Genomic DNA, 14,449 nt, shown 5'->3' with positions numbered 1-14,449 from the left:
GCGAAATTGCGGTTTTCTATCCGTCGATTCTATTTTAATAGATTGGCTAACGTCTCCTTCGTCTTTAAAGGAGGATGCTGTCGGTGAAGCACAATACATTCTACAAGAACACGCTTTGGCAGTATGGCCTTCAGATACTCAAGTATCTCTTTCCGCTGCTGCTTATTCCCTATCTTACTCGCATCCTCGGGACTGAGGGCTATGCCGTTTACGCCTATGTTCTCTCCTTCATGGGCGTGGTCCAAACCATCGCCGATTTCGGCTTTACACTCTCTGGTACCAAGAAGGTAGTTGATCTCAGGGGGGACACTACAGCTCTCTCCCGCCTCGTGGGGGCGATAACGGTCGCACGCCTCATGTTGCTCTGCGGCCTTTTCTTCTGTGTCATGGTAGTAACACGCTTTATTCCTATTATGGCCGAGAATACGGTCTACGTCATCTGGGCGTTCTTTGCAACGGCAGGTCGCACAGTGCTGCCCGACTTCATCTTTCAGGGAAATGAGCGTATGGGGCCTTTGACGACCCGATATTTCGCATCCAAGGGAGTGCAGGTCGCGCTTACGATCCTTCTCGTACGCGGGCCGGGGGACCTTATCCTCGTTGCCGTAGCTGACGTACTGTCGGAGATCGTCGACATCGCATGGAGCTATCGCGCCCAGAAGCGCATGTTCGGCGTCGGTATAGCAAGGCCCACCTTTAAGGAGAGCTTCGAGGAACTACGCGTCTCCGCCATCTATTGCGTTTCGAACGTCAGCTCCTCTCTTTTCTCTGGATTCACAACGGTGATTATCGGGTTAGCGATCACAAGCAAGACGGACATCGCCTTTTGGTCGCTTACGCTCACGACTGTGAATGCCGTGCAGTCGCTCTACACGCCTATTGCTAACAGCCTTTACCCCCATATGATCAAGAACAGAGACTTCGGGTTCGCACGAAAGTTGGCGCTGGTTGCGTTGCCTGTTCTCGTCCTAGGTATCGTTGCGTATTGCGCTCTCTCTAAGCCTATCATGCTCGTCCTCGGAGGACCCGAGTACGTTGGCGGTGCCCATGTTATGTGGATGATCTCGCCGATCTTTATCTTCTCAGTTTACGGAATTCTGATTGGCTGGCCGGTTCTGGGCGCCATGGGGCATGTAAAGGAGCTGACCGTCTCGACGTTATTCACTGGGATCGTTAATGTGGTCTCGCTTCTGGCACTTTACCTTGCCGGGTTGATAACCCTTGATGTTATCTGTGTTGCTCGCTGGGGTTGCGATGCCTTGTTGTTGCTAGTAAGAGTTTTCATGCTCTGGCGCGCGGCGCGGTCGAAGACAGACTTTCATAAGAATCCTAAGGAGTAATGATGCAGTACCTTCCCACAATGGAAATCCAAAAACTCTTGCTTGCTATGCTCGTCGATTTTGACAGGATGACAAACGAGCATGGGCTTCGTTATTCACTTGATGGCGGCACGCTTCTAGGTGCCGTGAGACACAGAGGATTCATTCCTTGGGATGACGATATCGACGTCATTATGCCCAGGCCTGATTTCGATGAACTTGCATCACATCCCGAGTGGGTGCCTGCTGGGTTGACTGCCAATATTCCTGGACGCAAGGGGTACATCTATCCCTTCATGAAACTGACCAACCCTTCATGGAGGGCGCAGGAACCGCACTTAGAAGAGGTGATCGAAGAGTTTCTCTGGATCGACATTTTTCCCGCTGATGCCATGCCTGACGAAAATACTGAGAAAGCGACCCTAATGGCGGCTCAGGAAAAGACATTCTTTAGGGCATTGCGGTCATACGTAAACATCAAAACATCTACTTCAAATCCCTTGAAAAAGGTCGCAAAACATGTCCTATTTCCGATTCATAGGGCGTTGTTTCCTGCGGAAAAGCAGTTTTCCGAGCTAGGGGAGAGGGCTCGTGGTCTTCAGTTCGGAGATACGCATGAAGCGGGGGATGTTGTTTGGGGGCCCTACAAGCCTGATAAGCCAGGTTTTCCCACCGAGGACTTCGACAACTTGATCGATATGGAGTTCGAGGGTCGTACTTTCAAGGCGTGTCCGCACTGGGACGCGTACCTAAGGGGGCTCTACGGCGACTATATGCGGCTTCCGCCTGAGGACCAGCGGGTCACTCATGGGATGAAGGTATGGAAGGTAAATTCCGGGGAAGGAAAATAATTCATGAACGTGGCAATCATCATCGCGGGCGGTGTAGGCTCGCGTATGGGGCAAGAGATCCCCAAACAGTTCATCAATGTTGGCGAGAAGCCCGTCATCGTCTACACTCTCGAGGCTTTTCAGGAGCACCCGCTTGTGGATGCCATTGAGGTCGTATGCCTAGCCGGCTGGGAGCAGGTCTTACGCGCCTATGCAAGGCAGTACAAAATTGACAAGCTGAAGTGGGTAGTCAAAGGCGGTGCCTCTGGTCAGGAGTCTATCCGCAACGGCGTGTACAACTTTGAGGGTGTGCTTGCCGAAGATGACATTTGCATCGTTCACGACGGCGTGCGCCCCATGCTCGACCCAGAGGTTATCACCGACGTCGTCCGCGTGGCTAAGGAGCGCGGCAACGCTGTCACAAGCATGCCTTACAACGAGCAGATTTTCCTTGTGGACAAGAAGGATTCCGCCACCACTACGCAGTACATCCCCCGCGAGACGCTTCGTCGTGTGTCTACACCGCAGGCCTACCGTTTTGGGCTCCTCGACTCCAAATATCACGAGGCTTTTGAGAAAGGTGTCGGAATCGACGGCTCCAACTACACGAACACAATGATGGTCCAGCTGGGCGTGAGGCTCAACTTCGCCGTCGGGTCGGACCGCAACATCAAGCTCACCACGCCGGAAAACCTCGAGTTCTTCCGCGCATGGGCGACGGAGAGGGATGCCCGCGATGAATAGGCTCAAATGCCCAGAGTATATCGCCGACGTTGACAAAGTTTGCTCGCTTCCCCTGCCATGGGAGAAGCTCGCGAATAAAACGGTCGTCATCTCCGGTGCGACCGGTTTGATCGGGACCTTCCTCGTCGACGTTCTGATGCGCAAGAACGACATTGATGGGGCGCGGTGTAGCGTCATCGCTTTGGGGCGCAACATCGAGAAAGCGCGCTCGAGACTGCCGTACTTCGGTCGAGACCACTTCTCGTTTGAGGAGGGCTCCGTTGCTGCGATAGGTTACAGCCCTGCCGCCCCCGCGGACTACGTTTTGCACCTAGCGAGCTCCACTCACCCGCGCCAGTACGCTACCGATCCCATCGGCACCATCCGAGCCAACGTGGACGGCTTACAGAATCTCCTCAGCTATTCAGCCGAATGCGGTGCTAGGCTACTCTTTGCCTCATCGGTCGAGATTTATGGCCAGAACCGCGGTGACGTGGAACGTTATGATGAAAAGTACTGCGGGAACATCGACTGCAACACTCTTCGCGCCTGCTATAACGAATCAAAACGACTAGGCGAGGCTATGTGTCAAGCTTACCGTTCGCAGAAGGGGGTCGAGGCCGTTATCGCGCGCATCGCGCGCGTCTACGGGCCCACACTACTGCCCGATGATTCCAAGGCGCTCTCCCAGTTCCTACATCGCTCGCTTGCCGGCGAGGACGTTGTACTCAAGAGCGAGGGGACGCAGAAGTTCTCTTACCTGCACGTCGCAGACGCCGTGTCTGGTCTGCTTCATATACTGCTCCTTGGTATCGACGGGGAAGCCTACAACCTCGCAGATAGGGAATCCGATGTAATGTTGAAGGATCTTGCGGGACTTGTAGCTAAAGCCAGTGGTGTTAAAGTTGTATTCGAATTTCCCGACGCTCAGGAGGCGGCAGGGTACTCTAAGGCCACGCTTGCGCTGATGGATGGAAACAAGGCACGTGACGAACTTGGTTGGTCTGCGCATATGGGCATCTCCGAAGGCATATCAAGAACGCTTTGTGTTCTCCGCTCGCTCAATAATCCCGGGGGATGCTGATGGGCGCAAAGGCGATTTGGCATGGCTTCAGAAATATGGTTTTCGGAAGGTACGATGACGATAAGTTTTGGAGAAGGCGACACGCCCTTCTTACTGGAAGTGCCCGGGGTATCCGCAAAACTTATTATTCGTTGTATGTTCACCACGAGATGCGCAGGAGCTGTGCGGATATCATGCCTGGATGGAGCGACGATGCTTCATGCGTGTGCGAGAATTTTTTGGCGCCACCCAATATCACTGCGCACGGCATCAACGGTATAGTCATTGCGGGGGGGGGCAACCATAGGGCGAAATGTGACCATCTTTCACCAAGTAACTATAGGACGCAGCAGAGGGAAAGCTCCCGTTATTGGTGATAATGTCTTCATCGGTCCCGGCGCCAAGATTTTCGGAGGAATTCGCGTTGGTAATAACGTCAAGATCGGAGCAAACTGCGTTGTATTCCAAGACGTACCCGATAACTCGACGGTTGTTCTCGATAAACCGCGAATTATTGAACATAAGCAGCCTTCACCTTATATCGTTGCCGAGGAAGGCGAGTATAAACCTCGCGAGTGGTAGACATATGGAAGTTTGTATACCAATGCCAACTCGCTCCGATGCGACTGGGGGCAAACACGCTTTCCTTGTTATGGCTCATAAGGACAATGAGGTTCTTCACACCCTGATGAGAGCCCTCGATAATGAACGAAACGACATCTTCATCCCTATGGATGCAAAAAAGCGGATGGAAAGAAAATCGCTTGTTGGCTTTTGTCAGTAAGACGGGGATCTTTTTAATTCCTCGTATCAGAGTCACTTGGGGCGCGTATTCGCAAATCGCCTGTGAACTCAACTTTCTCAACTCCGCAGTTGCAAAGGGACACTATTCCTATTCTCACCTTTTGAGCGGTCAAGATCTTTCTATTTAAAGTCAGGACCAGATTCACTCATTCTTTGACTCTTGTGGAAATAAAGAGTCCATTCGCTTCGAAAACCACAACAGGGACTATCGGAGAAGAATCGGTGAGCATGTTATCTAGAATACTTTCGGGATAAGCAAATCTCAGGTTTTCTTACGAAAGATGGATGGCCTTCTATCGAGTCTTTTGCAGAGTTTTAGGAAGCCTGCTAGAGACTTGGAATTGATGAAAGGTGACAACTGGTTTTCAATCACCGTTGGCCTCGCTCGTTACCTTGTCAAGAATGCCTCGTCGATACGTTCGGTTTTCTGGGATTCTATGTGCGGCAATGGAATCTTCCTGCAAACTGAGGTTTGGGATGCGGGGAGTAGATTTAGATGCTTTCGAGCCCCGGCGATCAAAGGGATGATGCGATAATGCGGCTTATCGATTGGGGTGCTGATGAGTCACCCCGTGTGTCGGGAATTGCAGACTTAGAACTCATCAGGAATTCAAGAATGATGTTCGCGCGCAAATTCGATTCAGAAATCGATAGCGATATCGTCAAAGCTATTGAATCAATGGTTGGATAGATCTTTTTTCTAACAGTTTAAATAGCAGTTTATGATTCGGCGGTCGCATGGCCCCCGAATGCTATGCTCTTCAGCCAAATAGAGAATGTGCCCGAATGCTCACCCGAATCTATATTTGTCGACAATTCCTTCGGTTGACACTCGGGTGAATGGAACAGATGGATATGAAAGGAGCGACCCCTCGAGATGCTCGCGACGGGTCGCTCCGCTGACGAGCTCCCGTTGTTCGGCGAGGATGTCGACAAAGAAACTGCCGCTCATGAGTGAGAAGATTCGTCCCTCTAATGGGCATTGCTCTTGAGCGCTCCTCAAGCCGCCCGTGTCGGGATGCTCTTCTTCACGTCCAAGCGCCTCGCGTCCCAGTTGAGTACGAGGCCGAGCTGTGCGGCGCCAACAACAAGACCATCTCCGAATGGCGGAACCGCCTGCTCGCCATGGCAGCCGGGCACTTGGACCGGAAAGGTAGGGCTCCATATCCAGATGGCTGACGCAATTCACGCTACTTGGAGCGGGTAAAATAACACGCGCTATCTTACCCGTTAAATCCATATTTCATTGATTAGGGTTGATTTGTCTAATCTAACCTTATCAGTTTTATTTGCTATAGACACTAGCTTCCAGCCCTGCGCGGAGGCTCCGCTTGCCGTGAAGATGCGCACGTTTGTGTCGTCCGAAGTGGAGACCCATTTCGCGTTGAGGGCCAGGCTGGGGTTGCCTGCTGAATCTATCGCGTATGCACCGTCCTTGCGCGCCTCTATTACCCATCTCTGGGCGGCGGTGCCGTTCCTGGAAAACTGCTGGACGTTAGCCCCCGAGGAGAAGTTGGCGCTCTTCACGTCGAGTGCTAGGCCGGTCCCGGAGCAAACGATCTTGTACGCGCCGAACCTGCTGTCATAGGTGAGTCTGAAGCGCCCAGCTCCGGACCCGTTGCGATTCCAGAGCTGGGCGTTCGCTCCGTTCTCCGGCGAACAGCCCGAGATGTCTAGCATCGTCATGCCCGACCCGGCTTTTTCTATCTCGTACTCGCCGTCGGGGACGATTTGTACCGGTTTTGCTGCCTCACCTTGGTATGTGCTTTATGAAGTCATACTTTGCGGTCCACTTGTTGCTTGATGTCATGGTGACGTTGGAAGCGGCGGTGAGGTAGGCCTTGGTGTCGTCTGCCTTCCACTCGCGTTGATTCATGGCGCAGACGATAATGCCGTTCTGGATGCCGCTGATGCTGGGCGGGAAGGACTGGTTGTCGGCATCGATAGAGAAGCCCTCATCGCGAAAGTCAAGGTCTTTCTGAATTCGTTCGACATACCTGCGGCCCACTCATCATCCTTACCATTACGTATAAAGTAGTTATCTTTAAGACTGGTAGAACGTGTAGCGTAGCTGTCGGCGGTATAAATATTTTCGTGCCCCGGATGCGCGATTGCCATGAGCTCGTCGATGAGGCAGCAGTACAAATGACGCTGATCTAAATCGCCGTAGAAGTTATCGGACGTATAGTCCCAGGTGCAGTCGACCTGGTACCATTTTCCGTCGAGCTTGACGGCATTCCAGGTGTGGACATCATAGGTATCGCGGGTCTCTGAATTGGTGATGCCGGCAGCGGTGAGCAGCTTGGAATAGGCGCTTTCATACTCCTGACAGGTGCCTAGGCCGCGCGTGAGGGCACTCTCAGCAGATGACCACTTCAGCGAGTTGTCGTACTCAAGCTGATCTAGAAGCCAGTCATGAAGATAAAGGGCCATTTCGTATTCAGAACCATTTGTGTTTTGCCTGGCCTGGGACACTGCTTTATTAACAATACTCGCAACACTGGGATACGCATCATCTTCAACCTGGATATACGTGTTGGTGGGCAAGTAGTAAACGCCCGACGCCTTGTCCATGAGGTAAAAGCGGAAGTTGTATGATCCGCTAGCCGTCGTTGTGAACGTGAAGTCGTGGCTAACGCACGCGTCGGTGTACTTTGTCCACTCTCCGCGGCTTGGGTCGGCGACCGACTCGTAGGCGTACTCGTTGGGGTTGGAGTACGAGGGTGCATCCATGCGGAAAAGATAGCTGCCACTGCCACCTGTTGCGCTTACATGGAAGGTCGTTGGCTGTCCAAGTACTGGATCGTTCCATTCGACGGTGAGGGTGACACTGCCGCTGGTGGCGCTATCGCTGTGCTGATATCCATTTGCTGCGGCCTTTGTGGCTTGTTCCGAATCGGGCGACATGTCAGAAGCTAGGGAAACCTGAGGTTCCGCCTGATGCGAAATTGGATTCGCGAAATCGGATTCATTTTTGATAGACTCATTGCCGATCTCTCTTGTATCGATGTCGCCTGTCATGCTGCCGCTCGAATTGTCCGCTGCGCCAGTCTCAGACTGCTCCAAGGTGTTTTCTTGAAGCCGTTCTTCTTCCGCTAAAACCCTTACAGGTATTGCTGCGCTAAGCATGGATACGCAAAGAACTGCGCAGAGCGAGCGGTAAAAAAACTCGTTTCATAGCGGTGCCTCTCGATAAGGTGGGCGCCAAGGCCCGGAGGCGGCGCCAGGCCAACACTCCGTGTATATGTAAGTGGGGTTAATTTTACGGTAACGTCAGTCAACAACTGCAAACTTTTTGGACTGAGTTGGGGAGGGGATGTAGGTGCACCTGGAATCGGCAATGAGCTCGTATCGACGGCTATAGTTGGTTATTCAGGATGTAAAATCACAAACCAAGCTGGTTTACTACGGGTTATTAATTTGATTGGGGGCCAAAGATGGTGGATGAATCTATTCTTGTCTCGATTCTTGATTCAGTTGCATCCATGCTTCCCTCCCTAGTAGGCACCCTAATTGGCGGCGGCGTAACACTGCTCGCTACGCGTATGACTATCAGGCACCAAAACGAGCTTGAAGACAAGAAAAGAAGGTTAACGCTTAAGGACGATTGGCGACAATACGAAAGGGAGAACCTTACACGTCTTCAAGAGACGATTCAGCACAGTATGCGCGCAAACTTTAAATGCTATACACAAATGCTGGAGTATGCCGCGACCGGAAGAAATTATATCGAGTGGATTATTGACGACAATGATTCTGAAGCTCAGCGACATTATTTAGAGGATATCCTTCTACTCAGTGCACGTTTACCTGGAAATGACCTGAACGACGCCATGACTTTATACCGAGAGAAAACGCACCGAGTGACGCATGAGTCGCATAGCGAATCACAGCTGAACGCTGCAATGAACGAACTTTTAATTCAGTATGCCGCATGCATGGCGCTTGTGGGTGAAAGACTTCGGCGATGCGTGGGCGGCAATGAATAAATAGTTGCCTGAAACTAAAAGGGATAATTGCGGCGGTGGTTCAATAATGAAAATCGAAAAAGTTCATATCAAGGGTTTCCGTAACTTCGACGACGTTGTTGTTGAACTTGGGGAAAAGACTCTTATTTTCGGGCCTAACGATTCGGGGAAGACAAACTTCTTGCATGCGTTGAGGATTCTTTTCGATCCTAGCCTCTCCGCGAGGGATTTCGAGCTTTCTTCGTCCGATTTCAACTGTAGAACCAATCCTGATCGAGTGGAGATAACTGCGACATTATGCGACGTCCACGAGGATTGCCTGATCAGCGCATTCGGCGGCAATTTAGCCGAAGGCAGAACTGTTATTGGTTATACCTGCAACCGAGAAGGTGACTACAAGTTTCTGGTCGGAAATGAAAAACTTGGCATCGAGCACGTACAGTCACGCTTCTATATCAAGCATCTGGTGCTCGAGTATGTTAACAGCACCCGCGACGCCGCCCGCTTCCTAAAGCGCAGCCAGACTGCCCTGCTCGAGGCCGCACGCAATTCACGAAACGACGACGATGCTCATGACGACGACGTTTCGATCAAAGAGATTCAAAGCAGCCTCGAATCGCTGAACGACGGAATTAACGGGCTCCATTACATAACCAATGCTCTTAAAACTGTGAACGATGAGATGGCCAGGATGTCGGCCTTGAACGAGGGACGCGAGGCCCGTCTTGTGGCTGGAAACACGGACGCGGGCAAGCTTCTTGACAACCTTCAGCTCGCCTATCTGTCCGATGATGTTCCCTTGACTTTTGGCGGCGAGGGTCGAAGCAACCAACTGTTCTTCTCCACTTGGCTTTCTCAGAGAAATATTAAAAAGCCTGTTGAGAAGGTAAGCATCGTCGCCATAGAAGAGCCTGAGGCGCACCTTCACCCCCAGCAGCAGCGGGCATTGGCTAAGTACCTTTCCGGCTGTATTGACGGACAGGTTCTTCTGACGACCCATTCGCCTCAGATTGTCGAGCGGTTTGCTTCCGACGCGCTCGTGAAGATGGGCAACGAGGGCAAACCCACATGCTCCGGCATCGAGCTCAGAAGGAAAATCGATGCCTTGGGCTATCGTCTTAACCCTATTGTGGCGGAGGTGTTCTTCAGCCGCGGAGTGTTCTTGGTGGAGGGACCATCGGAAATCGTCTTCTTCCGGGCCCTTGCAGCAGCAATCGGCATAGACCTTGACCGAGAAAACCTGTCAATTCTTTCTGTGGATGGCATCGGTTTCAAACCTTACGTGCTTTGCTGCGAGGCGCTTGGGATTCCCTGGGTATTACGCACTGATAACGATGTATTCAAGGTCCCAAATAAGGAACGATATAGGCTTGCCGGAGTTGCTCGCGCATACGGGATCGTCGAATCGCTCGGACGTTCCTACGTTGAGGCGCTATGGCTGAGAATCAAGAATTCATTGACATGGGATGGCGGACCGGCTGTCCCTGTTGAAGTTGCATCCGCGGTGAATGAGCTGCGCGATGCCCTTGATTTTGAGGGAATATATCTTTCAGATCGCGACCTCGAGTACGATCTCATTGCAAGCGGTCTCCGCGGAGTTCTGGAAGAGCATTATGGAGTGGATAACCAAGAAGAGCTTTACGCCGCGATGACCGTGCGAAAGGCAGAGGGCATGCATGCGTTCATCTCTAAGTATCCAAGCGAACTGGGATGTCTTGCGGAAAGCACCTTCTGCAAGCCGTTGAGGAGACTCCAACTGCTGGCTTCTGTGGGTCACGGCGATGATTAAGCCTAGTGAGGAGCAGGCCAAGGTTATCGCCTGTGAAGAGTCCGCCGTCATTTCGGCACGACCGGGCAGCGGCAAAACTTTTACGATGGCAAGGATGATAGTCAAAGCATCTGAGCGTCTTTTGAGTTATCAGGGCGTTGTGGCCATTTCATACACCAGGAAGGCTAGTACTGAGCTTAGGGACAGGTGCTCTGGCTTAGGGGTGCGTGCTGGCAATTCGTTTTTCGGAACGATCGATGCTTTTTGCCTTGCTATGATTATCCAGCAGTTCGTCCCCCATATCGTTGGTCGAATGGTCGAAATTGATATAGTCGACGATGACCAGTCGCTTCCCGCGTCGAGGATCAAAGACCATTGGGTAAACCCCAACGAGGACCGCTGGGATCTTATCCGCGACGCACTTTCCTTGGGAGTGCTTCCGGTCTCGGCTTTGAGCGAGGTCGCTTACTGCATGGTGAAACACGTCCCCGCCGTGAGGAGTTTCCTGCACGCCCGCTATAAGGCGGTGTTCATCGACGAATATCAGGACTGTGGACTTGCCCAGCACATGCTGTTCAGAGAACTCGTCAACATCGGAATTCGAGGCGTGGCCTTCGGGGATATGGATCAAGCTATCTTTGCATATGACGGCCGGTCTTCAGTCTTCCTAAATGAGCTGATTGCGGATCCACACTTCAAGACTTTCGAGATTACCGAAAACCACAGGTGCCATCGGAGCATCGTTGATTACTCACTGAGGCTTCTAGGTACGCAAGCGCCTTCTCGCGCCTGTCAAGACAAGAGAGTTGTGCTGGTTAAGGTATCGGGCGACGAAAGAAACATAGCCGAGACCATTTGTGAGCATCTAGATGTGATTACCGAACAATACAAAGTTGAGCGCCGCAACGAGTTCGCATTGTTGTCTACATCCAACATGATGCTCGAGCGGTACGCAGGACTTCTCGGCATACCTTCTAAGATTGTTATTTCCACGAAGCTGGACGTTAGCTTCAGCCGGTCTCGCATATTCTTCAGGGAATTGCTGGCGTTTCTGTACTCAAGTGGTTATGTGGGTGATTTTCTCGACAGGTATATTCCTACAGAGCAAATGCCTCGCGCAAGGTTTACAGCTAACGACCTTCTGCGGGCTCTAAAGAATGCCCCAGATGATTCATGGATCGAGCTATATGATTCCTTTTGCAGCCTAGAAGAGCTGTGTCTTGAGAACGATGTCGACCCGGAAGCGCGATTTGATCTCGGTGAGGTCCTTTCTGATGTCGATGAGCTTAGGGGTGGTTTTCGGCCTGCCCGCGAAGATGAGGTGAACCTGCTTACATACCATAAGGCGAAGGGACTTGAGTTCGACGTTGTGTTCTGTCTTGATTGCTATAAGTTCCTCATGCCTCCTTATAATTACGAGAATCAAGACTATGACGCATATCGACAATCTCTGAATATGCATTATGTCGGGCTTACGCGAGCACGAAAGGTTTGCTATATTCCGCTTGCCGACTGGCGCCATAATGCGAAGGGGAAAACAATGGAGGCAATTCCTTCGGAGTTCCTACAAAAGCCTGGGCTAATGAACCTTCGACGTGAAGTGCGCTGGTAAACCAGAAATGTCGAAGGCGGACTCGATGCAAAACCTAAACAGTTTTATATCCTACAAGCCATTTCTTTAGTATTTGGAGGAATACTATGGAGTCAAAAGGGCTTTCCAATGATACGCCTATTAATAATCGCGATAAGGATATGTACAGCTATTCAAGGTTAGCCGAACGAATTGCAGATTGCATTTGTTCCGCAAATGCCGAAGACTCGTCCTTTACAATAGGAATTAGAGGATCGTGGGGGAGCGGAAAGACTTCTCTGATAAATCTTGTTGAATCTGAACTATCCGACAGAAAATCTCATAATTTGAATGCCCCCGAAGTGCTTAGGTTTAACCCTTGGAGGTTTAACTCCCAAGAGCAGTTGCTTACTGAATTTTTTAATTCTGTAAAAATCAAACTTACGGGCACCACTTTTGACCTAGAAAATGAAACTTGCAACAGCATCGGGGAAGCGTTGTCAACTTATTCAGCAAGCATTTCCTATCCAAGCCTCGCATCTCTTTCTACATTACTATTGTCTCCTAATCCACCGCTAGGGGTCGCCCTATCGGTCGGAAGTCGATTTGCTATTAAAATTGGAGCGCGGGTTTTAGGCAAGCAACTTCAGAGTTATGTCAAATCACTCGAAGACCAGAAGCATGACATCGATAAAAAACTGAAGAAAGTCCATCCAAATCTTGTTGTTGTCATTGATGATATCGATCGCCTTTCTGATGATGAAATTTGCCTAGTATTTAAACTAGTTGCTCTAACTGCCTCATTTCCTCATGTTGTATATCTGCTTGCTTACGATCGCTCTATTGTTGAACGCGCACTAAATAAAATTCAAAAAGGGGATGGAGCTGGTTATCTCGAGAAGATAATTCAACTCCCCATTGAAATGCCAAAGCTTCTCGAGGTTGACGTAGCGCCTCAACTTGATTTAATAGTTCACGAACTGCAGGCTAAATCACGGTTTGCCGATTCGATGAATCAGGATGACAGGCTTCATTCACACGCAGTTCTATCTCGAGTGGTGCTTCCCCTAATTCGCGTTCCTCGCGACATCTGTAGGCTTAAAAATAGCGCCATAACAAGTCAAATGCGTACTGATGATGAGATATGCCCAGCAGACATCTTAGGCATGTCTGCCATCCAGTGCCTAGCGCCAAACCTTAGCATCTGGCTTTGGGAAAACTCTGATTATTTGTTTGGCGAAAAGGTCGTTAACTGGACTAGTGATCAACTTGCTCAGTTTAATCAGGATTTCGAAAGCACCGTACGTCGATCCTGTAAAGATTGCTTAATGGAGCCTAGTAGTATTTCTAGGCACATTTTAGGGTTGGATTTGACGGAAAAGCACAATCGTCGTTACGAGATAATTGAAGAAACTGCCAGGATTAAGGGTCGAGTTAGTTCTTACGCTTTATTCAAACTTTTCTATTGCTCTAAACTCGAATCCGGTTCTTCTAAGACGGAATTCGATTTAATCTGTAACACTTCAAATTCCAAATCACTCAGTGATGCATTCAGAAACCTCCGTTCAGATGAAGAAAAAAACGAGTTGGCAGGCAGATTAATAATTGGCATTGCCGGAATAGATTCGAATCGCTGTTTGCATCTAGCTGAAGAAGTATTAACTCTGATGTGCAAAGAGGGCAACGCTCTGGCTCCTCGCTTGTTCTTGAGCCCAATCGAATCTTACACGAGGCTATTCGAAGCACTTGGAAAACGCATTGGAAAGTTTGAATTCAGCAATTGGCTGATCAATACAATCGAACGCGAAAAGGAGGAGTATTTTGCTGGCTTAATTTATTTTATTCGAGACGAGAGGCTAAATCGTGAGAACGCGGCCTTGGATAAGATTGTTCTAATTGATGAGTTCTATCTCGAGCTTTGTAAAAAATACTCAAATTGGATGAATCGCAATTTTATGGAGCTGCTACGAAGGGCTGCGGTCTTTGAGTTCAAGATCTGGCAAGCGATAGACACCGATAACAACTTCTCAAATTGGAATCATTTCGAAAATATTCTTATGGACAACGACGAAGCAAAGATTCTTTTCGGAACACAACAGATGTCGATAGGAAGATCATTAAATACCGGCGAAGTCATGTTTGGGTCTATTCATGGTGGAGATGAAAGCATTACCCATGAAATGGTCTCGTCAATTTGGCAGAAGCCATGGTATTCATCCTTGGAACCTTTGGCAAAGAAATTTATTGCAGCACATTACATCAAAACGGATCCCAATCAAAACGATTTAGACGATGTTACGGATCACCGCGTTGCTACTCTAGTGCAGGAGTGGGACCGTTTCGTTATTAACGCTGACATTAATAACGAAGAATAGAAGCCCGTCGCTTATCTATTCCATTGGCG

General features: G+C 50.1%; 11 protein-coding genes. 9 read left to right on the top strand and 2 right to left on the bottom strand.

Going from position 1 to position 14,449, the window contains the following annotated elements; genetic code table 11:
* Positions 1 to 74: 74 nt before the first annotated feature.
* From ACEG18_RS01460 to ACEG18_RS01440, 5 genes are all read left to right on the top strand, one after another.
* Positions 75 to 1,340 carry an oligosaccharide flippase family protein gene (locus tag ACEG18_RS01460; RefSeq protein ID WP_372540973.1) on the top strand — a complete coding sequence of 422 codons (1,266 nt, stop codon included), beginning with the start codon at positions 75 to 77 and terminating at the stop codon, positions 1,338 to 1,340.
* On the top strand, positions 1,340 to 2,170 hold the full coding sequence (locus tag ACEG18_RS01455; protein ID WP_372540972.1) for a LicD family protein: 831 nt from the start codon (positions 1,340 to 1,342) through the stop codon (positions 2,168 to 2,170). Before ACEG18_RS01460 ends, ACEG18_RS01455 begins: the two co-directional genes overlap by 1 nt.
* A gap of 3 nt (positions 2,171 to 2,173) precedes the next feature.
* A complete protein-coding gene (locus ACEG18_RS01450; RefSeq protein WP_161145322.1) occupies positions 2,174 to 2,893 on the top strand; it encodes an IspD/TarI family cytidylyltransferase in 720 nt (239 codons plus the stop codon).
* Positions 2,886 to 3,956: an NAD-dependent epimerase/dehydratase family protein gene (locus ACEG18_RS01445; protein WP_372540971.1), complete on the top strand. Its 1,071-nt coding sequence runs from the start codon at positions 2,886 to 2,888 to the stop codon at positions 3,954 to 3,956. The genes ACEG18_RS01450 and ACEG18_RS01445 overlap by 8 nt, the downstream gene beginning before the upstream one ends.
* A 294-nt stretch (positions 3,957 to 4,250) precedes the next feature.
* Positions 4,251 to 4,517 (top strand): serine O-acetyltransferase, encoded by a 267-nt coding sequence (locus tag ACEG18_RS01440; RefSeq protein ID WP_328291071.1) that lies wholly within the window; start codon positions 4,251 to 4,253, stop codon positions 4,515 to 4,517.
* A gap of 1,452 nt (positions 4,518 to 5,969) precedes the next feature.
* Here ACEG18_RS01440 and ACEG18_RS01435 read toward each other — a convergent pair.
* Complete coding sequence (locus ACEG18_RS01435; RefSeq protein ID WP_372541243.1) at positions 5,970 to 6,470, bottom strand: RICIN domain-containing protein; 501 nt, start codon at positions 6,468 to 6,470, stop codon at positions 5,970 to 5,972.
* 141 nt (positions 6,471 to 6,611) lie between these two features.
* A complete protein-coding gene (locus tag ACEG18_RS01430; protein WP_372540970.1) occupies positions 6,612 to 7,805 on the bottom strand; it encodes a transglutaminase domain-containing protein in 1,194 nt (397 codons plus the stop codon).
* A gap of 371 nt (positions 7,806 to 8,176) precedes the next feature.
* Here ACEG18_RS01430 and ACEG18_RS01425 point away from each other — a divergent pair, with 371 nt between their 5' ends.
* The 4 genes from ACEG18_RS01425 to ACEG18_RS01410 all read left to right on the top strand — a co-directional run bounded on the left by ACEG18_RS01425 (position 8,177) and on the right by ACEG18_RS01410 (position 14,420).
* A complete protein-coding gene (locus tag ACEG18_RS01425) occupies positions 8,177 to 8,728 on the top strand; it encodes a hypothetical protein (RefSeq protein WP_372540969.1) in 552 nt (183 codons plus the stop codon).
* 4 nt (positions 8,729 to 8,732) lie between these two features.
* Positions 8,733 to 10,496 carry an ATP-dependent nuclease gene (locus ACEG18_RS01420; RefSeq protein WP_372540968.1) on the top strand — a complete coding sequence of 588 codons (1,764 nt, stop codon included), beginning with the start codon at positions 8,733 to 8,735 and terminating at the stop codon, positions 10,494 to 10,496.
* Positions 10,489 to 12,087, top strand: a complete 1,599-nt coding sequence (locus ACEG18_RS01415) for a UvrD-helicase domain-containing protein (RefSeq protein WP_372540967.1) — start codon at positions 10,489 to 10,491, stop codon at positions 12,085 to 12,087. The genes ACEG18_RS01420 and ACEG18_RS01415 overlap by 8 nt, the downstream gene beginning before the upstream one ends.
* 86 nt (positions 12,088 to 12,173) lie before the next feature.
* Positions 12,174 to 14,420, top strand: a complete 2,247-nt coding sequence (locus ACEG18_RS01410; protein WP_372540966.1) for a KAP family P-loop NTPase fold protein — start codon at positions 12,174 to 12,176, stop codon at positions 14,418 to 14,420.
* The last annotated feature ends 29 nt before the right edge of the window (positions 14,421 to 14,449 follow it).

Origin of the sequence: Collinsella aerofaciens (assembly GCF_041537385.1) — a bacterium.
Lineage (GTDB): Bacteria > Actinomycetota > Coriobacteriia > Coriobacteriales > Coriobacteriaceae > Collinsella > Collinsella aerofaciens_BV.
This window is presented reverse-complemented; position numbering and strand designations above follow the sequence as displayed.

Bases quoted from the DNA above. Each gene is read 5' to 3' on its own strand.
- ACEG18_RS01460 (WP_372540973.1), top strand. From the start codon at position 75: ATGCTGTCGGTGAAGCACAATACATTCTACAAGAACACGCTTTGGCAG.
- ACEG18_RS01455 (WP_372540972.1), top strand. From the start codon at position 1,340: ATGATGCAGTACCTTCCCACAATGGAAATCCAAAAACTCTTGCTTGCT.
- ACEG18_RS01450 (WP_161145322.1), top strand. From the start codon at position 2,174: ATGAACGTGGCAATCATCATCGCGGGCGGTGTAGGCTCGCGTATGGGG.
- ACEG18_RS01445 (WP_372540971.1), top strand. From the start codon at position 2,886: ATGAATAGGCTCAAATGCCCAGAGTATATCGCCGACGTTGACAAAGTT.
- ACEG18_RS01425 (WP_372540969.1), top strand. From the start codon at position 8,177: ATGGTGGATGAATCTATTCTTGTCTCGATTCTTGATTCAGTTGCATCC.
- ACEG18_RS01415 (WP_372540967.1), top strand. From the start codon at position 10,489: ATGATTAAGCCTAGTGAGGAGCAGGCCAAGGTTATCGCCTGTGAAGAG.
- ACEG18_RS01410 (WP_372540966.1), top strand. From the start codon at position 12,174: ATGGAGTCAAAAGGGCTTTCCAATGATACGCCTATTAATAATCGCGAT.